The following is a 21,594-nucleotide window of genomic DNA, read 5'->3' as shown; positions in this document are numbered from 1 at the left end:
TACACGACGGGACATGTTCAAGACGTCCCGTCTACGATTGCCACGTCCCTGGACGTCCTGACGCGGCAGGTGAGATGGCCAACGAGCGACTACGCGCGGCCCTTCTGGAACGCGGGGTGAGCATCAGCGAGCTGGCGACCGCGATCCAGGTGGACCCCAAGACCGTCGAACGCTGGATCACCAAAGGCCGCGCACCGTACCGAAAACACCGGTATGCCGTCGCCGCTCACCTTGGGATGGACGAGAGTTACCTGTGGCCCGAGGCCCTGACCCGGGAACAGGTGGCCTCAGCGTCCGAGAGCGAGATCATCACCGTCTATCCGCACCGCTGGGCCGTCCCCCGGGACGCCTGGGGACGTCTGTTCGCGTCCGCCACGCAGGAAATCGGAGTCCTCGTCTACAGCGGCCTGTTCCTCGCCGACGATGCCGGAATCGTCCGCATGCTCGGCGAGAAGGCCGCCGCCGGAGTGAGGGTACGCATCCTGCTCGGCGACCCCAACAGCCTCGAAGTCGCCCAGCGCGGCGCGGACGAAGGCATTGACGACGGCATGGCCGCCAAGATCCGCAATGTCCTCGTGCTCTACCGGCCCATCCGCGGCCTGGAAGGGGTGGAGATCCGTCTTCATCGGACGGTGCTGTACAACTCCATCTACCGCGGCGACGATCAGCTTCTCGTCAACACTCACGTGTACGGCGTGCCCGCCGGCAACGCCCCCGTTCTGCACCTGCGCAAGGTGTTAGGCGGGGACATGGTCACCACCTATGTCGACAGTTTCGAACGGGTGTGGGAGCAGGCCACGCCGGTAGAGTCGTGATCGTGGCCCGCCGCATCGACTACTACGACGACCCTGACGCTCCAAAGCCGAACAGCCTCGTCCCGTCCGTCAACGTCGTCGTCACCAACGACGCCGGGGACATCCTGATGATCCGCCGCAGTGACAACGGTAACTGGGCCGTCCCCGGTGGTGCCATCGACCTCGGCGAATCCCTTCCCCAGGCCGCCGTACGCGAGACCCTCGAAGAGACCGGCATCGTCTGTGAGATCACCGGCCTCGTCGGCACCTACACCGACCCCCGCCACGTGATTCTCTACACCTCGAACGGCGAGGCCCGGCAGGAGTTCTCCATCGTCCTCACCGCCCGCGCCATCAGCGGCGAACCGACCCCGAGCAGCGAGTCAACCGAGGTCCGATGGGTGCCACGCGCCGAGGTGGCGACGCTGCCGATGGACCGCTCAATGGCCCTGCGGATCGGTCACTACCTCACCAGCACCGCCCTGCCTCACGTCGGTTAGCGCCGCCTCCACCGCCCGAACCGCGGCAAGGATGCAGGGTGTCGAAGTGGTGATCGAGCGGCTGACGAGGTGATCGGGACCGTAACGGGAATGGATCTCGGCGAGCCGCTCGTGTACGTCGAGGTGCCGGCCGTCGGGACCGGTGGTCATGTCGCAGTAGGTCAGCGCGTCGGCCAGCTCTCGCCGCTCCGGGGCGAACTCCTTGGTCAAGGCGTCGTATAGGTCGCGTTCGGTGGCCTCGTTGACCGCGCAGGAGTGATGGGCGACCAGACGGCATAGTCGCTCGTCGGCGCCCGCCACATCGCGTAGGTAGCGGGCGCCGTCGAGGGGGTGAAATCCGGTGTCGACCAGCTCCGGGGAGTAGCCGATGTCGTGAAGGTAGGCGGCGGCGGTCAGCGTGTCGGCCTCGTCGCCGAGGATCGGGGCCAGCGACACGGCCCGAGCCGCCACCCCCTGGGTATGTGCCCAGCGCCGGGGCAGCGGCTCGGCTAGGAGTTCTTCGGCCAGATCACGCGCCCAGGCAGCTTGCTCCACGAGATAGACGATAGGCGCACCCGCCTCTATGCGACCTAGGGCACCAACCTAGACGTCCTAGGACGTCCTACTCCTCGGAGCGGACGAACCGGCCCTTGCCCTGCCGGGACACGATCAGCCCTTCGCGCTCCAGCTCCGCGAACGCCTGCCGTACCGTGTTGCGCGATGCCTCGTAGAGCCACCGGAGTTCCGCTTCGCTGGGCAGCAGGTCCCCGGGGCCGAGGTCGCCCCGCTCGATCCGCCCACGCAACTGCCGCGCGATGAGCTGATACCGGTAGGAGGCATCGACGGGAGCGTCACCGCCTTGCACAAGCCGCCCTTTCGAGGGGACAGTCACGATCAAGCCCTCTGCCTCCAAGGCCCGCAACGCGCGACGCACTGTGTTGCGGGCAACGCGAAACTCCGCCGTCAGAGCGATCTCCGAGGGCAGCGCTCGCCCCGCCGGATAGACACCCGTCGCGATCCGCTCGCGCAGCCGCTCGGCCAGCTTGCCAGAGACTCGTTGCCCGGTCAGCCACGCCTTGCGCCGTTCAGGAGCGGTGTGCATCGAGAATCTTTGTCAGGTCGATACCGAGCTCTCCCTGTTCGCCGTCGCGCCAGCCCTCGCGCGCCGCCTTTTCGATTCGGTCGGCCGCCGGCCCCAGCTTCAGGCATGAGACCCGTTCGTCGTGCTGGTCGCCCCAGTAGAACCACAGGAACGCCAGGTGGACATAGACCCGGCGGGGCCGTAGCCGACTGTCGGTCGCGTCCAAGGCGGGCCGGTTCTTCTCATCCACGATCAGGACCGCCGTGATCCCGCGCTCCTCCAGCTCATCCCGCAGCTCAGTCAAGAGCTGTTCCTGATACTCGCGCTGCCGCTTCTGGATCGGCCGCAGTTGCTCCATGCCCTGACACGCTCCTTTCGGCTTGGCGGTGGGCGCGTTCATCACGCCCATACCGAACGAGCTTCCGTCGAGGCGGGGGAACCTCTACACCGCGACTAAGGGACGTCTAGGGACGTCTCGTGTTAACGTCGCAGGCAGAGCCGCCGCCCCAGGAGGTACACCCCCATGAGCGACACCCTGCGCCACGCCCTTGCCCGGGCCAGACTCGAAACCATCGACGTCGCCGCCGCCCTCGAAGTGGACCCCAAGACGGTCGACCGCTGGCTCAAAGGCCGCATCCCCTACCCCCGCCACCGCTGGGCACTCGCCGACATGCTCCAACTCGACGAAGGCGACCTGTGGCCCGACGTCGCCCAACCGCGGCGAACCATTTCCCACGAAGTGAAAGCCGTCTATCCCCACCGCTGGGCCGTACCGCAGAACATCTGGCGGCGGCTCTTCCAAGGCGCAAGTCACGAGATCGACATCCTGACCTACAGCAGCCTGTTCCTCGCCGAAGACACCGGCATGATCCGCCTGCTCGCTAGCAGAGCCAAGGTAGGCGTGAAGATCCGCATCCTTCTCGGCGACCCCCAGAGCCCCGAGGTAGCCGCACGAGGAGCCGAAGAAGGCATCGGAGCCGACGTCATGGCAGCCCGAATACGCAACGCCCTCATGCTGTACCGACCGCTCCACGAGATCGACGGCGTGGAGATCCGACTCCACCGCACGACGCTCTACAACTCCATCTACCGGGCCGACAGCGAACTTCTCGTAAACGTCCACGCCTACGGCACCGCAGCGGCCCAAGCTCCCGTGCTGTACCTCACGGCCACCAAGGACGGAGACAGCACAGCCATCTACCTCAGAAGCCTGGAGCGGGTCTGGGCCGCAGCCGAACCGCTCCGCTGATGAGCCATCTGCACGGCCGAAAGCAACTTTTCTTCTCGCTATCAAGGGCGGTCCGCCTCCGGCGGCCCGCCGCGCGCCGGGCGATCGTCGGCCGCGCTGCGGCTCTCCGGCCGGTCGCGGCCGCGCCGCCCACGCGCGCATTGCCGTATAGGGAGGACAAGCTCGTGCGATCGATGGTGCCGACCTGGCGTAGCGAAGCTACAGAATCCCCTAGGCTGCCGGGACGGACACATTACCCTCGCCTCCAAGGACACTGCATGTCTGCTCCTTCCCTCCCAACCAGCCCTACGGTCGTCCCTGTCGGGTCCGTCCCGGAGGGGCAGGTGACGGACTTCCTCACCGGCAAGTTGGTCAGGGACACGCCCGAGGAATACGTCCGACAGAACATCGAGAAGGCTCTCGTCAGGCAGTACAAGTACCCGGCGAAGGACTGTGAACCCGAGTTCGCAATTAAGATGGGCTCTGCGCGGAAGCGCGTGGATATTGTGGTCTTCGAGCCTGGCTCAGAGCACACCCAAGCCAACGCCTTCCTGCTGGTTGAGACAAAGAAAGCCGACGTCAAGCCGACGCATAAGACGGAAGGTGTCGGGCAGCTTCAGTCGTATATGGCCTCCTGTCTTAACGTCAAGTACGGGATGTGGACGAACGGCGACGATCGATTTTGTTACGCCAAGCGTCCCGACGGTAAGGGCGGCTGGGTCTTCGACGAAATCATTGATATCCCCGCATTTGGGCAGACTGAGGAGGACGCTCAGCGACCTAAGCGGCGTGACCTAAAGGTTGCAACCGCCGATAATCTTCTATTCGCTTTCCGGCGCTGTCACAACTATATCGCAGCTCACGAGGGTAAGCAGAAGACGGATGCCTTCTGGGAGTTACTCAAGCTGATCTTTACAAAGATTGAAGACGAGCGATCCCGTACTCTTAGCTTTTATGCAACCCCCAGCGAGCGGGAGAATGCGACCGTCGCGACGGCGGCGAAGAGACGCATCCAGAAGCTATTCACGGACAAGGTCGTCAAAAAATACCCGACAATCTTTGATGCTCGGGATCTTGAGATCGACCTTAGTCCGTCCGTTGTCGCCTATGTGGTGACCGAACTGCAGGGGTACTCGCTCCTTGCCTCGCCGGTCGACGTCAAGGGCGTCGCGTACGAGGAAATTGTGGGCTCGAATCTTCGTGGAGATCGCGGTGAGTTCTTCACTCCTCGGAACGCCTGCCGCATGGCTGTAACGATGATTGACCCGCAACCTAACGAAAGAATTCTCGACCCTTCATGTGGTACTGGTGGCTTCCTTATCACTGCGATGAATCACGCCCTAAACCACATTGAGCGGACTGAACGCGCAGAATGGAAGGACCCTTCTAACGGGACCGATGCCGAGCGAGAGGAATTATTCCGCCGTCGTCAGGATTTCCTGTCGCAGTGCATCTTTGGAATCGACCTGAACCCGGCACTGGTGCGTGCCGCGAAGATGAACATGGTCATGAATAATGACGGCTCTGGCGGACTGTGGCAGGCGAACACTCTGGAGAACCCGCACGCATGGCGCTCGGAACTTCGCAAGGCCATTCCACTGGGATCTATCGACGTGATCGTGTCCAACCCGCCATTTGGCACCAAGCTGCCCGTCGACGACCCGGATACTCTGTCACAGTATGATCTCGCTGCTGTCTGGGACCAGGATGAGAACGGCGACTGGGTGATCAGGCGGGACCGCCACGGCAACCCCGTGCTCCAGAAGTCGCAGCCGCCAGAGATCCTGTTCATCGAGCGAGCCCTCCAACTGCTTAAGCCGGGCACTGGACGTATGGCGATGGTCATCCCGAATGGCATTCTCAACAACCCGGGCTTGGCCTACGTCCGCCACTGGCTCCTTCGGCGCGCGCAGATCCTCGCGGTAGTGGACATGCACCGAGACCTGTTCCAGCCCAAGAACGACACGCAGACGTCCATGGTCCTGATGCGCAGACTCAGCGCAGACCAGGTCGCCCAAGCGGAGACTACTGGTCTCGACTACCCGCTGTTCATGGCCGTCGCGGAGAAGGTCGGCCATGACAAGCGAGGGAATGTGATCTACCGTCGCACGGCCGACGGCGAAGACGCGCTGGTCAGCCGTACAGAGACAGTCGTCGAGATCGACCAGACGACTGGTGCTGAGATTCTGCGCGACGTCACAGTGACCGAGCGCCAGATTGATGACGAGTTGCCCGAGGTCGCAATCGCATACCTGCATTGGCTGAGTGAGCAACGATGATCGTCACTTCAACGAAAGCCGGGGAGCTGCTCGCAAGCGGCCGGCTGGATGCCAAGTACCACACGGCACCAGCCATGATGATCCGAGGCGCTCTCGCGGGCCTTGCCGATGTCGAGTTAAGGATGCTGGGCGATTATGCCAGTGTTCGGGCGCCGGGACGGTTCAAGCGCACCTACGCTGCTGCCGGCGAAGAGTTCATCTCCTACCTTCGACCATACGACGTGTTTGATTACCTTCCGTTTGAGGCAGACAGACTCTCTCGCGCTCGCACAGAAAACCTTGATGATTACCTGATCAAGGCAGGCGATCTGCTTCAGAGCTGCTCTGGCCGGAACCTCGGGCCGCTGACCATCGCTGATGATCACCTCGCCAAATTTGCTCTCTCGCACGACATGATTCGTCTGTCGATCGACGACCACGTCGACCGGTTTTACACACTCGCGTTCCTGCGGACCTCTACCGGCCAGCATCTGCTCCGAGGCGACCTGAGCGGATCGGTTATCGATCACATCACCGTGGAGCAAGTGGCTGCGATTTCCGTTCCGTTCATACGACCGGTGCAGCGTGAAGTATCTAATCTCATGCGAAACGCCACGGAGCTTCGAGAGCGTGCCAGGATCCGGCTCGACCAGGTCACACGGGACTTTGCAGCCACTCTGCCAAAGCCTCCGGTTAGAGAACGGCGCGCTGCGGGGTGGACACACAATGCTGCAGGACTCAACGGGCGTCTAGACGCTGCGTTTCATGACCCCGCTGTAGCCGACATCCGCGCTGCTCTCAAAGACGCTGGTGGGGTTCGCGTCAGGGACGTTGCGGAGTCATTCATCCCTGGCCGCTACAGGCGATATTACGTCGATGCCGACCACGGACGGCCGATCGTCTCAGGCCGCCAATTACTGCAGTCGCTTCCGATCAATCTCAAGTATATTGCCGCGCGGTCCTTTGACTACTCTGCTTATGAGTTGACTGAGGGCATGATTGCGTTTGGCGCGGAGGGCCGCGCAGAGGAGCGGATTGCTCAACCAGCTTTTATTGCTTCAGACAGGGCTGGGTGGTTGGCCAACAACCATGTAATGCGGGTGCAGCCTAATCCTGGCGTCAATCCTGGTTGGCTATATCTCGCCTTCGCTGTCCCTCAGGTGCAGATCCAAGTCAAAGCGTGTTCTGCTGGTTCTGTTGTGGACGCGGTGAGCCCGTCGGACCTCGGCGAAGTAATCCTTCCTCCGATGGACAATACGCTGGGCGATGCCGCAACCGAGTGCTGGAAGGATTTTGCAAAGGCTAGCGAGGCAGAGAGCCGAGCAATCGAGATGATTGAAGCAGAGATCGCCATTGCGACCCCAAAGATCTGATCAGTCAGGGAGGGCTTGGGGGGCGATCTTGCGCAAGCGGGTGCCGCTTCTCCGTACCGAGCACGGCTTAGGCCAAGCAATCGAGCGTCGCCACTTCTTCGTAGTTTAGCTGTCTTGAATCTCTGGGCTGTCCCGGATCTCCTGGGCGATGTCAACCAGGGAGCCTTTGCCGGGAACATGCCAATACAAGGTGCCCTGGATCTGCTGGTCGTTTCCCATCGCCTCTCGACGCATCTTGCGCACTAGCGTAGAAGGCGCGTACGCCTCGCCGTCCGCATGCCAAATAAGAGGCTTGTTCTTGTTGTTTTGCCACGTGGCCCTAGCCCTGTTTGAATCTTCTTCTAGCCATCTAGGCAATTGCCGACGCTCAGGAGCAGTAACCGGGCGGAATTCCAAGCTTTCTCCATCCGGTATCAGGCCGGCATCGACGATCCTCCACACTGCACGTGGCGCAGAGGTTGCAGAAATGCCTGTCTCCTGATGCAGCAGTGGTAGAGAACCGCTAGGGGGTTCGTCGCCGCTGAGGACGCGCTCATACAGCGCATTCGCGACAAGTTCAACGCGATCGGGGCTACGCACAGTCGTACTTATGTGGCTATTCACCCCGTAGGCGCCGTCGATAACTATCACCAGCCATCCCAGGGCCTTCCTGACGCGCTCTCGAACCTCAGCGAGTCTCACCTCCCAGGCGGCGGATGCATCTGCGTCATCAGCGTCAATATCGCTTGTGTCCATGGTCCGAAAGAGGACATGAGTGAGAAGGAGATCGCCATAGGCCGCAACACTTGCAGCACGACCAGCAAGGTGCTCCTGTTCCTCGGCGAGAGCTTTGCGTACGCGTCGTAGGAGTTGAACGCATCGCCATACCCGGTGAGCGGTAAGCTTCTCAGTGAACAGCGAGCGGTAGTATTGGTTCTTCCAGAGCGCCGAGGCATTGCCCTTTGCAATTGCTGTGAATTCTGTAGATTTCACAGCAGCCAGCGCGAGGGCAGCCTCGGTCATCGTGCAGCCTTCGGCTTCTGGCGGGTCAGACTCGCCACGCTTGATCACGTAGTTTAGCCCTAACGATAGGGCAAACTCATGACGCAGATCAGCCTGTTCGGGCCGACGAGATCGGAAGTCTCGCTCTTCGGTTGGATTCTGGGTATTCGCTGCGACAGTGATCCGGTCTCCGAAATCTTCGGGAGAATCCTCCAGTGAGATGATTCGAATTAGGAGCCGGCCGGCTGCCGCCTTTCCTGGCTTCTGCTGCACTGCCCGATAGATGGCGCTCACAGTCTGTGCGCCATTGATTACACTTGCGCCCTCAAGTCGGAATCCTGCCAGCCGTCCTGCAACGGGGGAGCCCCTACCGTGCTTGCGTATCCGATCACAAATGAGAGTGATGCCGTTACTCAGGTACCAGAAGTACTCAGGCTCTCTGATTAAAGTAGTCCTGATTTTTTCATTAACATCACTAAGATCAAGGGCATCTCGAATGTTGCGAGCAGTGAGGTGTCGCCCATACTTCCCGTACCAATCCGCAACTTCTCCGGCTGATATGGTGCCGTAATAGGCGAGAAATGGCTCAGTTATTTTACCTGCACCGTCAAGTTGAACATCCAGATTGACCTTACGTTCGGCGTGGTCTCCTAGAATCTCTCGGTTCAAATCGCGCAGGTTCAGGATCTTGTAGTCGACCAGATCGTCATCAAGATTGTGCTTGTCTACTTCTTCTTCTAGCAGGGCCCTGGTGTTGGGGTGCAGATCACTTCCGGTGACCAGTGCCAGCACTAGGGTCACTTTAGGAGAAGGGCTATTGAGTGCAGCATCAATTTCCGCTGCATGTCGATCAATCTTGCTGCCGAATCGGGAGAAGTCCAAATCGAGCAGGTAGTCGAGGCCGCGCATGACAGCGGAGACGTCTGCTTCGCCGAAGCCCGCTTCCCCTTTGTCATTCCACTTGGCCTGTACAAGCGTGATGTGTTGACGATCTCCGCGCTGCTCAACTGCAACGGCATCAATCCCACGGTCCGTGGTGCCATCGATGACTGCTCGGGCGGCATCCTCGTCCGAGGCCGCCGTCTCCAGTTTCACCGCCAGCGCAGCCACCGCCCGGCTCAGGAAGCACTGTTCCTCGTCAGGTCTCCCTGCCCAATCCGACATGTCAATCAGGGGCCGGAACCGCAGCTTGAGTTGCCGCTTGAGGTTGCGGATTTGAACCGGGTACGCCACTTCACTCACCCCACATGATCGATGGCGCGGTTGCCGTCTGTCCTCTCCAGGGCAGGACCGACAGTCATCGCACCACCCTGAATGTAGTAGATCCCCCTATGATCTTGGCTGTCTTCTTTTGGGATATGTGCGATGTGATCAAACAGCTACGGTGTCCTGCGGGGCCTGCCGCAGCTCACGACCCACGCGCCAAGGCACCGATCTCTGAAGTGGCTGTTGGATGGGCTGCCGCGCGGCTTCCGGTCCTCGGGCCTGGCGGCCCTGCGGTCCGGGTCCACTTGGCATCGGAACACGAGGGCCGGCCATCGGACGTGGTTGCTGTACAGCAACGCGTACAGCAACGGCACCTCACGCAGTCTCATCCCACCGGTCTGGATCTGCCGCCCGAGCAGCTTCGCTCGTCACCTACGAGGCTTCTGCCCTTCCCTTGTAAACAGAAGGTCTGGGGTTCGATTCCCCAAGGCGGCTCTCGTACGACAGGCCCCTGAACAGCAGTTTCGCTGTCAGGGGCCTTGTGCTTTCGCGGCTCATCCGGTCGCTTCGGTGTCGTTGGGAGCCACCCTGGGAGCCACCCGCTTCCGTTGCCCCAGCAGAGCGCCGGAAATGGCCTCCGTCGCCGCCCGCCGGTCACCCTCCATGAGATGCCCGTAGACGTCTTTGGTGATCGCGACGCTGGCGTGCCCGAGGACTTCGGAGACCACGTGCAAGGGGGTCCCCTGGGCGAGCATGATCGAGGCACCGGAGTGGCGGAGTTCGTGCGGGTGCCAGTGGCCCAGGCCCGCGCTCTTGGTCAGTCGCGAGAAGACGTGAGAGAAGTTGTCCGGATCGGACGGACGGCCCGACGAGGTGGGGAAGATCAGGCCGTGTTCCCGCCATGCGTCGCCGGCCTTCAGCCGCGCGGCGTTGTGCTTGGCTCGGTGCGCCTTGAGCGCGTCGACCAGTTCGGAGGTCAGCGCCAGTGTCCGGCGTGACTTCGGAGTCTTGACCTCGCTGATCACGATCTTCGTCCTGGTCTCGGCATTCGCGTCCCGGTTCTTGAGCCGCTTCACGGCATGAGTGATCCGGAGTCTCTTCGCCTCGGGATCGAACGCGTCCCACATCAACCCCAGGGCTTCCCCGCGCCGCAGTCCGAAGACGAGCGAGAGAAGGACCACCAGGCCGAGGTGATGTTCGGCGACCGCGTCGAGGAGCGTGTGCGCCTGATCGATTGTGAGCGTCCGCCCCTCTGACTGCCGAATACGAGGAGGCAGCGAGAGCGCCGCGACGTTCCGCACGATCAGACCCTCGCGCTCTGCCTGGCTCAGCGCCTTCCGGAGTACGGCCCGCATGTTGCGGATGCTGTTGCCCTTGTAGCCCCGTTCCCGCTTGGTCTGCCACAGCGCGTCCACCTGGGCGACCGTGAGGCCGGTGAGCTTGTGCCGTCCGAGAGTGGGCTTGAGGTGCAGTCGGACGGTGTCCTCGTAGTCGTCCAAGGTCGAGTCCGCGATGTGTCCGGGCAAGGTGGCCAACCAGCGATCGAGGAAGGCCCCCAAAGTGATTTTGTCGTCGGGCACCGGGAGGCCCTTGTCCAGACCTTCGCGGATTTTGCGGATCTTCTCGGCGACCTCGGCTCGTGTCTTGCCCGACACCTTCTTCCGGATGCGCTTGCCGTCCGGTCCGTAGCCGAGCGAGATCGCCCCGCGCCACCGGTCGCCATCCTTATAGATCGAGTCCTCGTTCTGACCGCGCTTCTTGGTCACGCCGCTTGCTCCTGTTCGAGATTGGCGACGAACTCGGCGAGAGCCGTCGCGGGAATCCTGCGAAGGCCATCGATGCGGACAGAGCGGAGAGATCCGCATCGGATCAGTGCGTAGACCTTGGTCCGGCCGACGCCGAGGAGCTTTGCCGCCTCCTCTGGCCGGAGGAGTAGGGGAGAGAGATCACCTGTCATGCAGCCTCCTCTCTGATTGCCGAAAGATCTTGGCCGTCTCCGAGTGCCTGGAGTTGGTTCATGTGGTTGCGCCAGCGCTGGCGTTCATGGACCGAGCGGAGCAAGCGCACGCCGATCGGAGCTAGTTCGGGATCACCGGGCTTGACCGGTCGCCAGATGTAGCGGTGGGGATCGACCGGCTTGTCAGGCAGGCCGAGGGCTTCCAGGACCCAGGTACGCCGGTCCTGCTTGTGCTCCGTGAGGGTCTTGTTCGACCACTTCCGCGAGACGAGCACGCGGCGGCCCGCGTAGCCGAGGTGATCGGGCTTGTGGGCCTTGCCCTTGCACCGGCCCGGAGCCATACCGGGCTTGGCGCCCTTGGGCTGGATCCCGTAGCGGAGCCAGTTCGGGCAGGTCGGCGCGCACGGCTCGAAACGCAGCGCCTCCAGCAGTCGTTCCGCATGTGCCTTCCGGCGAGCATCGTCCGTGCCGAGGGCGTCGCCGAGGGATTTGGTCAGGTACTTGGACAGGTATTGGATGAGCTGGTCGGCATCCGGGGTTCCGGCGAGGACGCTTTGTATGTCGAGCTGGTCGCCGAAGCGGAGCACGTGCAGGGGTTCGGCCTCGTTGTCCTGGTCGAGCTTGTCGAGGGCCTGTTCCCAGGTCGGCAGGGCTTCCCCGGTGGTCGGGTCGAGGTAGCCGGCCCCGTCCTCCCACACGGGCAGGTGGTCACCCTCGAATCGCACGTCATCGGTCGAGGGCCACCACACCTGGTGATACGTGGCGGCGATGATCTGCCGCAGCTCCGCACGCGGGAGCGTGCCGCGGATCGCCATATGCAGATGCGGCGCGAGCCGCTTTTGCGGTTCGACGGTGGCGAAGTACTGCACGTCATAGCCCGCCACTCGTCGGAGGTTCTGCACGAAGCGATCGACGAGCTTGGAGAAGTGCAGGGCGTCGCGGGCCGCCCGCGCGTAGTCGTAGCGGTCCGGGTAGAGGGGCGCGCCCTCCAGCACGCGGCCATAGGAGGGCAGGGTGAGGGTGACGAACATGGACGGCCGGTAGGTCTTGCCGTCCGAGCCGGTGAAGGTCCGCCCGAGGGTGGTCTTGGTCATCTGCCGCTTGGGCAGGTCCGGGGCGTCCTGCCGCCGCTTCGTGGACCGCGAGCGCTTGCCGGAGGTGCGGCCGAGGACGTTGCCGCGCATGCCCGCACGGTTGATCTCCTCGTCCAGGTCCTCGATGGCGGCGTCCAGGTCGGTGGTGTCGCCGCCGGCCTTTTCGACCTCGTCCCGCCAGGCTTGGGCGTCGGCCCGTAGCTCGACGAGGTGACGCTGGTACTCGTCCGCGTTGTCGGGCAGGTTCACGGGTTCGTGGTCGAGGTGCCAGCCCTCCCGGCACTGCGCCCTACGGAGTTGCCGGTTGCGCTTGGCGCACGGTGGGCACTTGCTCTCCAGCGTGGCCCCGCAGGGCACGTCGATGACCTCAACCTGTCCGGTGAGGATGTCCTGCCGCCGAAGCGGTACCGGGCGGATGCACACGCCGTACTGTTTGGCGATCTCTTCCACGACCTCACGGGCGAGGGGCTGTGCCATCCGTACGGCGCGGGGTGTGGAGCGGTCGTGCGGGTCGGTCACCAGTCACCCCCGCACCTGTCGAGGGCGTCGACCAGGTCGAGGCCGTCAACGATGACGGTGGCTTTCTGGCCGCATTCGTGGCACTCGACGATGCCGCGCACCGGGTCGAGCCACAGCACATCGAGCGCGCCGCAGCCCGAGCAGCGCAGGCCGTCGAGGATGTGAGCCAGACGCATCATCGGCCCACCCCCGCGAACTCGGCGACCATCGCGGAGATGTCGGCGTCGGAGACGTACGCGGCCCGCACGCGGACCGGGTCGGGTGAGGTCTCCAGCCGGACGTAGCCGACGCCCGCACCCAGCTCGGGGACCGGTGAGATGTGGTCGGCCAGTGCGCCCCGGTCCCGTGCGCCGTCGCCGAGGACCATGTCCACCTGTTCCGACTCGTCCAGCCGGAGTGCGATCTTGTCGGGGAACAGGTTGCGGATGTTCATGACCTCCTTGCGCGGGTCCTGAAGCGCGGCCATGACGCCGACGCCGACCGCCCGCCCCTGCGTGGTCAAGGTGGCGAGCGCCGCCGTGATCCGCTGACGGAGTTGCTTATCCGGTTGGTAGGCGGTCAGGAACGCCACCTCGTCCACGAGCACCAGGACGAACGGGTCAGCAGGCGTAGGCGTGTGGGAGCGCTGAAGGCCGGCGAACCGGTCGGCCCGCTCCTGCATCACCGAGACCGCCTCGTCGAGCAGGTCGGCGCACTCCTTCGGATCGGCCGCGTACCGGGAGCCGAACAGTGCCCGGCCGAAGGACAGCTCCATCCGCTTGGGATCGAGCGCCCAGACCTGCACCAGGCCCGCCCGCATCGCCGGGAGAAGCCCGCGGATCGTCCCCCACAGATAGGAGCCCTTACCGGCCCCAGTCGCGCCCGCGATCAGGACATGCGTGCCGTGAACCTTGAGCCGCAGCGGTGAGCCGTCCTCGCACCTGCCGATCTCGACCGGCCCCACCGAGGCGACCTCAGGGATGGGGACGGCGGGCAGGGGTTCGGCGAGGGGGTCGCGCCGGGGGAAGGTGAGCACGAGCCGCCCGGCCCGCGCGACGGCCACCCGGCAGGAGGGTGCGCCGAAGCCGTGGGCCAGGTGCTCGATGCGGTCGGCCCAGTCGGTGACGGCCTGGCCGTTGAGCATCTTCACGCTGACGCGGTCGGCCCAGCCGTCGCACTCCACTCGGACCAGGCGGGGCAGGTAGTCGCGTCCTCGGATGTGCCGCCCGAGGCCGGAGACGACCATCACGGGTTGCCAGTGCCGCCGGTACACGGCGACAAGCCGCCACCAGGCCAGCAGCGGCCAGCCGACCAGACGCAGGAACGAGGCCCGATCCAGCAGCACCCACGACAGGCCCGCCGAGGGCAGGAAAGCGGCCATCACCAGGGCCAGGCGCCAGCCGTACAGGGTCCAGATGACCCCGAGGCCGACGGGTACGGCCACCGCGACGGGATGCCGCACGACGAGGCGGACCAGGCCCGCGACGAGGCGGGACAGCCAGATCACGATGGTGACGATGGCGGGGGTTTGCATGACGGCCGGGCGGAAGACCACGGCGGTGTCTGGGGTGGTGGAGACGAGGTTACGTGCCTCGTCGCCAGGCAGTTTTCGGAACATTAGACTTCGTGTCCTCTCGTGATTTCGCAGTCAGGGAGAGTTGAGGGGCCGCCGGAAGTTGCCGCTTCCTGCGGCCCCGCTTGCATGTCAGGCCGCCGTCTCGCCGACGACGGGGAGGGCGAGCTGGTCGGAGTCGGCCGACTGGTTGGCGTGCATGCGTTCGCAGTCGGCCAGATACCGGGCGGCGGCGTCGAAGACGCGCCGGGCGGTCTCCACGTCGTTCGCGGTGGCCGGTCCGGCTCCGGTCGTGGAGATCGAGACGTACGCCTCGTCGGACTCCAGGACCAGGTACGGCCGCCCCGACTCCAGCTTCCGGACGTCGGCGCGAAGGCCGGGGGTGTAGAACCCGACGTTCACCCGTGGCCGCTCGTCGGAGGTGATGGAGATGGTGAGGTAGGTGTAGGCATCCGGCGTCATCGGACCGCCACCCCCTCACCGTCCGGGAGGCCGTGGAACATCCGCTCCACCGACCGGGCGAACGAGGCGGCCTCGCGTGCCAGGCAGCGGGCGAACTCCAGGTCATCGACGGTGATCCGGTCTCCGGCGGAGGTGGTGACGAGCACCTGGACGCCGCCGAAGACCAGCCCGAGGACGGGCGATCGCTGCGGGTAGGGGTGGTTGGCCGCCGATGCGCCCGGCCCGGTCTTGAGGTTGATTGTGCTGACCGGCGGCACCGTCCTTCGCCCCGTCATGCCGCGTCCTTCGCCTGAGCAGCGGCCCGGCCGCCACTGGAGCGGGGAGCGCGCATCTCCCGCACGCGGATCGAGTAGGCCAGCCGGCCCGCCTGGTTGACGTACGGCGTGACGCTGACCCCGTCGAACTCCACGGGCGTGAACGGCAGGCCCGCCATGGGGGCCGGCGGCACCGGCTGAACGGGGGCCAGGATCTTGACGGCCACCGTCTTCTGCGCGGGCTTCAGGGTCGGGTCGGCGTCCATCACGGCGACCTGCCAGACGAGTTCCCCCGTCTGCTTGTCCCGCGCCTGGACGAACCGGCCGTTGGTCGATGCGTCAAAGTCCTTGACCTGCTCGACCTCCCCGACGACGTAGCAGCCGTGCGGGAAGACCATGTCGAAGGTCACTGGGATGGGTCCTTGTAGTGCCATGAGACATCTCCCTTCTCTCTCCCTCTCGACAACTCGTATTGTCAAGCTGATTTGAGAGTGCCCACCTTCTCCGCACTCGACAAGTCGAGTTGCCGAGAATCTTGACGTGTTGCCTGCGTACGCTCTGCGACATGACCGCAAATGACCCGAAGCGGGCGGAATTTCGTGGGCTCACGTGGGTGGACACCTTGGGTGGCCCGCACATCCTCGTGCCGCAGTCAGCACTCCCGTACTGGCACGGGGCGCCGATGGACTCTTCCGAGGACGAAGGCGACTACGGCCGCGCCTGCTCCGTGCAGTCGTACATCGGGCCGATTCAGGTTGGTCCGGCCGAAGCCTTGGTCATATCCGAGCCATGGCTCACGACGTTCCTCGCCGAGCGAAAGGCCCTCATCCGCTGGGTTGGGGCGAACTCAGAGCAAGAACTGGTGGACGTGGCTACGGAGGTCATGGACGCAGAATCAGTACCAGAAGACGAGGAGGTGACGTATACCGTCGAGGAGCCGCTGGTTCTCTTCGATTCCGTTTATGGGCATGACGACGTCGCGCCAGAAAATCGTCTCGTCATCGACCTCGCCCCAGGTCGGTACACGGTACGCGCCGCCTACGTGGAGCATCCCAGGGCGTCTCTGATCCTCGTTCGGTTCACATGAGGCGAGCGCCAGCGCGTCAAAGGGAGTAGGCGTCTTCCAGTTCGTGAAGGTCGCCGGGGAGGACCAGGTCCACGATGAGGGCGGGTCGGCCGCCGCCGTTGTAGACGCTGGCCAGCACGCCGAGGACGGGCGCGGTCTTACGAAGCTCCAGGAGTTTGGCTTCTTCCGCCGAGGGGTGCCGTGCGCTGAGCCGTTCCGCGACGTGTTCGAGCTTGAGGCCCTTGGTGTGCTGGAGATGCTGCCGGATGCCGGCGGTGAGCGGTTCGGACTGGCCCAGGCCGGTACCTTCGGCCAGCTCCACCGGGCACCAGATGGTGACGAGGTCAACCGGCCGGTCGGCATCGCGGAACAGGACGCGCCGCATCATAACGGGCGACTTCTCGGGGACGCCGAGGAGCTTGGCGACGCTTGCAGGGGCCGGATGCGCCCCGACGCTAACCGGGGAGCCATTCTCGTCGGCTTCCGCACGGTCGAGTACAGCCCGGCCGGGCCGGGAGGCTTCCTCAGCCGCGGCCGGCGGCGTGGCTTTCACGAACGAGCCCTTGCCATGCTCCCGCTCGATCACGCCGCGCAACTGGAGGACCTGCAGAGCGCGGACGACCGTGGGCCGGCTGACGTGAAACTCGTTGATAAGTTGCGTCTCCGACGGCAGGAGCGAGCCCGGAGGATAAGTGCCGTCCGCGATGCGTCGCCGGATGGCCTGGACGATCTGCGCGTACTTCGGCGGAGCGTACTCTTCGGACGACATGACGACTTCCCTACAACTCGACTTGTCGTCAGCTTAGCTATCCGTCCTGATTCTGTCTGCCCCGTGGAAAGCAGAAGGCGCGACGGCGCGGGAGTTTCCTCACTGCCCTGAGGACTCGACCACGCCGCCGCGCCCGTTCACCCGCACCTGACCGGCCAGCATCGCCGCCCAGGTGAGCCATGCTTCCCGCAGCGGCCACCGGTGCGTCTCGACGATCACCGGCGCACGCTCGTCCTGGATCGTCTTCCTGATGAAGGCGACCCCGCCCGACTGGATCAGCTCGAAGAAGATCGCCAAACAGTCACACGTCCAGGCCAAAACGAGCTCTCGACTGGTGGGCATGGGCGCGAACCATACGAGTGCTTCGGCATCCGCCTGGGGGCGCGGCAGGTGAGGACTCAGATGCCGGGCGGTCATGCGCCGCCGTCCTCGATGAACCGGGAGTAGGCGTGCGTGCGGCGCAACTCCTCCCGCAGCAGCGCCACCCGCCGGGCGGTGGTCACGATGTCGTGCGCCGGGGCGAAGGCGAACACGAGTCGGCCGCTGGCCGAGCGCCGCCCTGTCGACCAGCGGAACCACCGGCCGTTGGTCCACACGAGCAGGTCAACCCAGACCGACAGGAACGCCACGCCGTGCCCGGCATGAACGTCAGTGGCGATGCCGTGCCCGATGGACAACTCGGCGGACAGCAGCCCGGCCGCCCGCTCAGCGGTCAGCGGCACCTCGGGCGGCAGCGAAGGAGAGGCGATCTGGTCGAGCCAGCGGGTAGCCATCGGCCTCACTCCTCCGGCACCGTGCCGGAGCCCTGGCAGCCCAGGCACTCGACCGTGACCCGCTCACCCGCCACGGTCTCGCCAGCCCCCTCTTCGGCCGCGACGACACCGCGCCGGGGACTGGCGTATTTCCAGCCCCGCCCTCCGCACAACCCACACTGACCAGCCATGATCCAACAATTGCCCGGCGGCCTGTCGCGTCTCGACCGCGTGGATGTCCCGCCTGGGCGCATCGTGTCTCGCTTCGTCTCGTCTTTGTCTCCCCGTGATCCGCATCCCTGGTTAACCTGGGCCTACAAGGGCTCCCCAACCCGAGGGCGCGGATGATGACCGAGCAACCGATCATGCTGAAGTCGCTCCTACGCCAGCGCCACTGGCAGACCTACAGCACCTTCTGCCGGGAGTACGACAAGGCCGCCAAGAAGGTGGACCCCGCCCTCGCGGGCAGGTGGCCCAGCCGCGCCCAGCTCCACCGCTGGCTGTCCGGCGAACTCAAGGGCCTGCCCTACGCCGACCACTGCCGGGTCCTGGAGGCGATGTTCCCCGGCCTGACCGCGCACCAGTTGTTCTCCGCCGAAACCGCAGCGGCAGCGGCCGTACCGGCACCGAGGAGCACCCAAGACAACACCACCCCCGCGCCCGACCCGTGCGAGGACGCCCGCTTCGCCGACGTGACCGCCGTCTTCAGCAGCCGGTCCGCCTACAGCGCCGCCTACCCGCCCGCGTCCCTGTTCGACGACGCCAAGGAGATCAACGCCTGCGGCCTATCGCTCAATGTGATCTGCCAGAGCTACCCCGACCACCAGCTCACCCGCCTACTGGACAACGGCACCCGGATCCGCTGCCTGTTCCTGGACCCCAAGGGCGAGGCCATCAAGGCCCGCGAGCGCGAAGAGCACTACACCGACGGCACCCTCCAGACGTTGACGGCCCTCAACATCAGCATGCTCACCCGGCTCCGCGACCGACTCGACCCCGAGGCCGCCGAACGACTGGAGATCCACGTCTACGACGAGACGATCCGCTTCAACATCCTGATCGTGGACGGCTCGACCTGCGTCGTACAGCCCTACCTCCCGGCCGCCCGCGGAGTCGACTCACCTACGCTCGTCATCACCGACAACACCGCCGCCGACGGGCTGTTTCCCGTCTTCGACCAGGTCTTCACCTCTATGTGGGAGCGGAGCAAACCCGTATGACCCTTGACGCCCGCGCGCTACTGCCCATAGCTGAGCAGGCCGTCACCATCGCCAGCCAAATCATCACCACCAAGCTCCCCGGCCTTGTCACCGCCAAAGGCGACCGCGACATGGTCACCGAAGTGGACTACGCCGCCGAGCACGCCGTACGCGACTTCCTATCCCGAGAAACCCCAGAGATCGGGTTCCTCGGCGAGGAGGAAGGCATCACCAATGCCGGCGACGGCCTCATGTGGGCACTCGACCCACTCGACGGCACCGCCAACTTCACCCACGGCATCCCCCTGTGCGGCACCTCGCTTGGCCTGATCGACCACGACCGCTCCATCCTCGGCGTGATCGACCTCCCCTTCCTCGCCACCCGCTACGCCGCAGCCGAGACGACCGGAGCCACCGCCAACGGCCACCCCATCAGCGCCAGCACCACCGACGCCCTGGAGGCCGCCATCGTCTCCGTCGGCGACTACGCCGTAGGCAAGGGCGCCGAGGACAAGAACCGCGTCCGCCTCCCGCTCAACTACCAACTCGCCACCCGCGTGCAGCGCGTCCGCATGTTCGGCTCAGCCGCAGTCGATCTCGCATGGGTCGCCGAAGGCAAAACCGACGCCTGCATCATGCTGTCCAACAACCCCTGGGACACCGCCGCAGGCGTACTCATCGCCCGCGAAGCCGGAGCCATCGTCACCGACATCGACGGCACACCGCACACAATGAAGGCCCGAGCTACTATCGCCGCAGCCCCCAAAATCCTCGCCGACCTCGTCGAACTGGCCGTCGGAGCCGAGAAGGCCGCGGACCGCAGCCAGCTACAGTAACGATTGCCTTAGCTCAGTAGCACCGCGCGCAATGCTGTTCATTGCCTTCAGGAGGACGCGCTTTCCGAGTCCATCCTCGCAAATACGCCCAAACCGGCGATAAGTACGCCGATCAGCGCCACGAAGGGGCCTACTGAGATGTGATCTAGCGTGGTGAGGATCGGAAGACATGTGAGCAGGAGGAGTGCCTTCCAGATGGGCCTCCAATTAAACCACCAAGCCACATAAAGAACAAGCGCCAAACAAAATTGAAAAACACCCCAAAATCCATCATAAATTGCCGAGCGCCCTCCAATCGGGAGTAAGCAGGATGCGCCAATCAAGACAACCCCAGAAGCGAGCATGGAGTCGCCGCGACGTCCCAGAATGAAGATATCTATCAATCCGCAGCCTATGATGGCAGCCATTGCCAACGCCCAAGCTGGGGAGTAGTTTTCTCCAATGACCCCATTGACAGTGAAACTCAGGATGCGCCCTAATTCAAATATCCCCAACGAGGAAAGAACGCATGCGGCCAATGAGATCCCAATGCGAGCCACTCTGGTATAGCCACGCCTTGGCGCGTGAAGCACTTCTCTAACACCCTTTAGATCGGGCGAAATACCGGCCCTTTTGATTTGCAGCCAATCCCAGAGGGCGGCGACCAGGGAAATTCCAGCGAGAAAGCATACCGCCAGCGCTAGGGGGCGGTCTTCACGAAAGCAAAAATTGTTATCAATGTCACAGTCATAGCCCCTTGGCCACTCGTGATAACTGTAAACAGCTGAGAGAATAGCGATTATCGAGAGAAGAGCCTGACATGCGCTTGCTCGCAAGTCGGCCCAGCCTTCCCCGCCTTTCTGGCGGCCCTCTATTGGTATGGCAGACAGTGCTCTAGTCGCAGCGCGCGAACGGTGATCGTCCTCAGTAGCAACGTTGTTCCATGGCTGCGATGATGCACTGATCTTTTCATCAGCACCAGTGAGCATACCTCTACTGATTGCAATCCTCCCGCTACCTTCCACCTTACGTACAGGTCTTGCATCGATGCGCCCCGCTCTGGCCTCGGTATAGTCCGCAAGCTGGTCAAGATATATCAAGTCATTAACACCCTCCGAACTCAAGACTCTAATGCCTTCTACTAATGCAGCGGTGTATTCGCTAGGGCGGCCGAATTCTACCGCGTCGTCCGCAAGCTCAATCGCGCCTACCGCCGCCAGCACATATCTACCCTCACCTCGGAATTGAGCAAGAGCATTATCGATTACCTCTCCCTTCTTGACGTAATCAAAAGCCCCAGCATGGCAGCAATCTAGAATCACGATTATTGCGCCCGCTTTGCATCTTGCAGCCATAGTTGCGATCTGCTTACTGGGTGCAGCAGTAGAGTGGAGAAGAGCTGTCTGTGTATCCCTGCAGCAAAGATAGAGGGAATCCGTATCGAATTTTCCATGTCCACTGAAGTAGAACAGCAATACATCATCTGATTTGGCCGCAGAGAAGAATTTATTGACTTCTCTGAGCATCTCGTGCGAGTCGACCTCGAACAGGCAGTTCGCATTCTCCTCAGCAAAAAGGCCTATCTGGCGATCGACCAAAGTGCTCCACATGAGCGGACCGTCCTTGCGCGGTCCCACGAGCGGCTTCAAGGCAGCTGTATCTGCCGGATAAGATGAGTTGCACACTAGGAGCGCTTTATACAAGTATCTCCCCTATGCTTGGAATCTCGGCTAGAATGATACGCTCAGCCGAGTC

Annotated in this window: 25 protein-coding genes; 8 read left to right on the top strand and 17 right to left on the bottom strand. The window is 63.7% G+C overall.

What is annotated here, in order from left to right; translation table 11 throughout:
• The first annotated feature begins 74 nt into the window (after positions 1-74).
• Both Msi02_RS35485 and Msi02_RS35480 read left to right on the top strand, forming a co-directional pair.
• Positions 75-815, top strand: a complete 741-nt coding sequence (locus tag Msi02_RS35485) for an XRE family transcriptional regulator (protein WP_204052207.1) — start codon at positions 75-77, stop codon at positions 813-815.
• Between the two features lie 2 nt (positions 816-817).
• A complete protein-coding gene (locus Msi02_RS35480) occupies positions 818-1,294 on the top strand; it encodes an NUDIX hydrolase (RefSeq protein WP_204052206.1) in 477 nt (158 codons plus the stop codon).
• Here the strand turns inward: Msi02_RS35480 and Msi02_RS35475 are convergent.
• The 3 genes from Msi02_RS35475 to Msi02_RS35465 all read right to left on the bottom strand — a co-directional run bounded on the left by Msi02_RS35475 (position 1,235) and on the right by Msi02_RS35465 (position 2,712).
• The gene (locus Msi02_RS35475) at positions 1,235-1,828 is read right to left on the bottom strand and encodes an HD domain-containing protein (RefSeq protein WP_239109031.1); all 594 of its coding nucleotides are present in this window, start codon (positions 1,826-1,828) and stop codon (positions 1,235-1,237) included. The genes Msi02_RS35480 and Msi02_RS35475 overlap by 60 nt on opposite strands.
• Before the next feature lie 67 nt (positions 1,829-1,895).
• Positions 1,896-2,375: a GntR family transcriptional regulator gene (locus tag Msi02_RS35470; RefSeq protein ID WP_204052205.1), complete on the bottom strand. Its 480-nt coding sequence runs from the start codon at positions 2,373-2,375 to the stop codon at positions 1,896-1,898.
• Complete coding sequence (locus Msi02_RS35465; protein WP_204052204.1) at positions 2,359-2,712, bottom strand: hypothetical protein; 354 nt, start codon at positions 2,710-2,712, stop codon at positions 2,359-2,361. The genes Msi02_RS35470 and Msi02_RS35465 overlap by 17 nt, the downstream gene beginning before the upstream one ends.
• A gap of 165 nt (positions 2,713-2,877) precedes the next feature.
• On the opposite strand from Msi02_RS35465, the gene Msi02_RS35460 reads away from it, so the two are divergent.
• The 3 genes from Msi02_RS35460 to Msi02_RS35450 all read left to right on the top strand — a co-directional run bounded on the left by Msi02_RS35460 (position 2,878) and on the right by Msi02_RS35450 (position 7,213).
• The gene (locus Msi02_RS35460) at positions 2,878-3,603 is read left to right on the top strand and encodes a phospholipase D-like domain-containing protein (protein WP_204052203.1); all 726 of its coding nucleotides are present in this window, start codon (positions 2,878-2,880) and stop codon (positions 3,601-3,603) included.
• Positions 3,604-3,926: 323 nt separating this feature from the next.
• Complete coding sequence (locus Msi02_RS35455; RefSeq protein ID WP_204052202.1) at positions 3,927-5,861, top strand: type I restriction-modification system subunit M; 1,935 nt, start codon at positions 3,927-3,929, stop codon at positions 5,859-5,861.
• Complete coding sequence (locus Msi02_RS35450; RefSeq protein ID WP_204052201.1) at positions 5,858-7,213, top strand: restriction endonuclease subunit S domain-containing protein; 1,356 nt, start codon at positions 5,858-5,860, stop codon at positions 7,211-7,213. The genes Msi02_RS35455 and Msi02_RS35450 overlap by 4 nt, the downstream gene beginning before the upstream one ends.
• A 105-nt stretch (positions 7,214-7,318) precedes the next feature.
• Here Msi02_RS35450 and Msi02_RS35445 read toward each other — a convergent pair whose 3' ends face one another.
• From Msi02_RS35445 to Msi02_RS35405, 9 genes are all read right to left on the bottom strand, one after another.
• Positions 7,319-9,427 carry an AIPR family protein gene (locus Msi02_RS35445; RefSeq protein ID WP_204052200.1) on the bottom strand — a complete coding sequence of 703 codons (2,109 nt, stop codon included), beginning with the start codon at positions 9,425-9,427 and terminating at the stop codon, positions 7,319-7,321.
• 527 nt (positions 9,428-9,954) lie between these two features.
• On the bottom strand, positions 9,955-11,166 hold the full coding sequence (locus Msi02_RS35440; RefSeq protein WP_204052199.1) for a tyrosine-type recombinase/integrase: 1,212 nt from the start codon (positions 11,164-11,166) through the stop codon (positions 9,955-9,957).
• Positions 11,163-11,357, bottom strand: a complete 195-nt coding sequence (locus tag Msi02_RS35435) for an excisionase family DNA-binding protein (protein WP_139580423.1) — start codon at positions 11,355-11,357, stop codon at positions 11,163-11,165. Before Msi02_RS35435 ends, Msi02_RS35440 begins: the two co-directional genes overlap by 4 nt.
• Entirely contained in the window at positions 11,354-12,928 is a 1,575-nt protein-coding gene (locus Msi02_RS35430; RefSeq protein ID WP_239109042.1) for a replication initiator, read from the bottom strand. Before Msi02_RS35430 ends, Msi02_RS35435 begins: the two co-directional genes overlap by 4 nt.
• Before the next feature lie 38 nt (positions 12,929-12,966).
• Complete coding sequence (locus Msi02_RS35425) at positions 12,967-13,149, bottom strand: hypothetical protein (RefSeq protein WP_204052197.1); 183 nt, start codon at positions 13,147-13,149, stop codon at positions 12,967-12,969.
• Positions 13,146-14,567 (bottom strand): FtsK/SpoIIIE domain-containing protein, encoded by a 1,422-nt coding sequence (locus Msi02_RS35420; protein WP_204052196.1) that lies wholly within the window; start codon positions 14,565-14,567, stop codon positions 13,146-13,148. Before Msi02_RS35420 ends, Msi02_RS35425 begins: the two co-directional genes overlap by 4 nt.
• 87 nt (positions 14,568-14,654) lie before the next feature.
• On the bottom strand, positions 14,655-14,984 hold the full coding sequence (locus tag Msi02_RS35415; RefSeq protein ID WP_204052195.1) for a hypothetical protein: 330 nt from the start codon (positions 14,982-14,984) through the stop codon (positions 14,655-14,657).
• Positions 14,981-15,259, bottom strand: a complete 279-nt coding sequence (locus Msi02_RS35410) for a hypothetical protein (protein WP_204052194.1) — start codon at positions 15,257-15,259, stop codon at positions 14,981-14,983. Before Msi02_RS35410 ends, Msi02_RS35415 begins: the two co-directional genes overlap by 4 nt.
• Entirely contained in the window at positions 15,256-15,672 is a 417-nt protein-coding gene (locus Msi02_RS35405; protein ID WP_204052193.1) for a plasmid replication, integration and excision activator, read from the bottom strand. Before Msi02_RS35405 ends, Msi02_RS35410 begins: the two co-directional genes overlap by 4 nt.
• A 131-nt stretch (positions 15,673-15,803) precedes the next feature.
• Between Msi02_RS35405 and Msi02_RS35400 the strand changes: the two genes are divergently transcribed.
• Positions 15,804-16,325, top strand: coding sequence for an Imm21 family immunity protein (locus tag Msi02_RS35400; protein WP_204052192.1), 522 nt, complete (start codon positions 15,804-15,806; stop codon positions 16,323-16,325).
• A gap of 16 nt (positions 16,326-16,341) precedes the next feature.
• Here the strand turns inward: Msi02_RS35400 and Msi02_RS35395 are convergent, their stop codons facing one another.
• The 4 genes from Msi02_RS35395 to Msi02_RS35380 form a co-directional block, all read right to left on the bottom strand.
• Positions 16,342-17,073 (bottom strand): GntR family transcriptional regulator, encoded by a 732-nt coding sequence (locus Msi02_RS35395; RefSeq protein WP_204052191.1) that lies wholly within the window; start codon positions 17,071-17,073, stop codon positions 16,342-16,344.
• 99 nt (positions 17,074-17,172) lie between these two features.
• Entirely contained in the window at positions 17,173-17,370 is a 198-nt protein-coding gene (locus Msi02_RS35390; protein WP_204052190.1) for a hypothetical protein, read from the bottom strand.
• A gap of 116 nt (positions 17,371-17,486) precedes the next feature.
• Entirely contained in the window at positions 17,487-17,846 is a 360-nt protein-coding gene (locus Msi02_RS35385; protein ID WP_204052189.1) for a hypothetical protein, read from the bottom strand.
• A 5-nt stretch (positions 17,847-17,851) separates the two neighbouring features.
• Positions 17,852-18,016 carry a hypothetical protein gene (locus tag Msi02_RS35380; protein ID WP_204052188.1) on the bottom strand — a complete coding sequence of 55 codons (165 nt, stop codon included), beginning with the start codon at positions 18,014-18,016 and terminating at the stop codon, positions 17,852-17,854.
• A gap of 156 nt (positions 18,017-18,172) precedes the next feature.
• Here Msi02_RS35380 and Msi02_RS35375 point away from each other — a divergent pair, with 156 nt between their 5' ends.
• Together Msi02_RS35375 and Msi02_RS35370 are read left to right on the top strand one after the other, a co-directional pair.
• On the top strand, positions 18,173-19,045 hold the full coding sequence (locus Msi02_RS35375) for a DUF5919 domain-containing protein (protein ID WP_204052187.1): 873 nt from the start codon (positions 18,173-18,175) through the stop codon (positions 19,043-19,045).
• Positions 19,042-19,860: an inositol monophosphatase family protein gene (locus tag Msi02_RS35370; RefSeq protein WP_204052186.1), complete on the top strand. Its 819-nt coding sequence runs from the start codon at positions 19,042-19,044 to the stop codon at positions 19,858-19,860. Before Msi02_RS35375 ends, Msi02_RS35370 begins: the two co-directional genes overlap by 4 nt.
• Before the next feature lie 47 nt (positions 19,861-19,907).
• On the opposite strand, the gene Msi02_RS35365 is transcribed toward Msi02_RS35370, so the two are convergent.
• Complete coding sequence (locus Msi02_RS35365) at positions 19,908-21,524, bottom strand: caspase family protein (RefSeq protein ID WP_275414206.1); 1,617 nt, start codon at positions 21,522-21,524, stop codon at positions 19,908-19,910.
• Positions 21,525-21,594 lie beyond the last annotated feature (70 nt).

The organism is Microbispora siamensis (assembly GCF_016863095.1).
GTDB lineage: Bacteria > Actinomycetota > Actinomycetes > Streptosporangiales > Streptosporangiaceae > Microbispora > Microbispora siamensis.
The sequence above is the reverse complement of the archived record's forward strand: the minus strand, read 5'-3'. Positions and strand labels throughout refer to the sequence as shown.

Bases quoted from the DNA above. Each gene is read 5' to 3' on its own strand.
- Msi02_RS35485 (WP_204052207.1), top strand. From the start codon at position 75: ATGGCCAACGAGCGACTACGCGCGGCCCTTCTGGAACGCGGGGTGAGC.
- Msi02_RS35470 (WP_204052205.1), bottom strand. From the start codon at position 2,375: ATGCACACCGCTCCTGAACGGCGCAAGGCGTGGCTGACCGGGCAACGA.
- Msi02_RS35465 (WP_204052204.1), bottom strand. From the start codon at position 2,712: ATGGAGCAACTGCGGCCGATCCAGAAGCGGCAGCGCGAGTATCAGGAA.
- Msi02_RS35460 (WP_204052203.1), top strand. From the start codon at position 2,878: ATGAGCGACACCCTGCGCCACGCCCTTGCCCGGGCCAGACTCGAAACC.
- Msi02_RS35450 (WP_204052201.1), top strand. From the start codon at position 5,858: ATGATCGTCACTTCAACGAAAGCCGGGGAGCTGCTCGCAAGCGGCCGG.
- Msi02_RS35435 (WP_139580423.1), bottom strand. From the start codon at position 11,357: ATGACAGGTGATCTCTCTCCCCTACTCCTCCGGCCAGAGGAGGCGGCA.
- Msi02_RS35430 (WP_239109042.1), bottom strand. From the start codon at position 12,928: ATGGCACAGCCCCTCGCCCGTGAGGTCGTGGAAGAGATCGCCAAACAG.
- Msi02_RS35425 (WP_204052197.1), bottom strand. From the start codon at position 13,149: ATGATGCGTCTGGCTCACATCCTCGACGGCCTGCGCTGCTCGGGCTGC.
- Msi02_RS35420 (WP_204052196.1), bottom strand. From the start codon at position 14,567: ATGTTCCGAAAACTGCCTGGCGACGAGGCACGTAACCTCGTCTCCACC.
- Msi02_RS35415 (WP_204052195.1), bottom strand. From the start codon at position 14,984: ATGACGCCGGATGCCTACACCTACCTCACCATCTCCATCACCTCCGAC.
- Msi02_RS35410 (WP_204052194.1), bottom strand. From the start codon at position 15,259: ATGACGGGGCGAAGGACGGTGCCGCCGGTCAGCACAATCAACCTCAAG.
- Msi02_RS35405 (WP_204052193.1), bottom strand. From the start codon at position 15,672: ATGGCACTACAAGGACCCATCCCAGTGACCTTCGACATGGTCTTCCCG.
- Msi02_RS35400 (WP_204052192.1), top strand. From the start codon at position 15,804: ATGACCGCAAATGACCCGAAGCGGGCGGAATTTCGTGGGCTCACGTGG.
- Msi02_RS35395 (WP_204052191.1), bottom strand. From the start codon at position 17,073: ATGTCGTCCGAAGAGTACGCTCCGCCGAAGTACGCGCAGATCGTCCAG.
- Msi02_RS35385 (WP_204052189.1), bottom strand. From the start codon at position 17,846: ATGGCTACCCGCTGGCTCGACCAGATCGCCTCTCCTTCGCTGCCGCCC.
- Msi02_RS35380 (WP_204052188.1), bottom strand. From the start codon at position 18,016: ATGGCTGGTCAGTGTGGGTTGTGCGGAGGGCGGGGCTGGAAATACGCC.
- Msi02_RS35375 (WP_204052187.1), top strand. From the start codon at position 18,173: ATGACCGAGCAACCGATCATGCTGAAGTCGCTCCTACGCCAGCGCCAC.
- Msi02_RS35370 (WP_204052186.1), top strand. From the start codon at position 19,042: ATGACCCTTGACGCCCGCGCGCTACTGCCCATAGCTGAGCAGGCCGTC.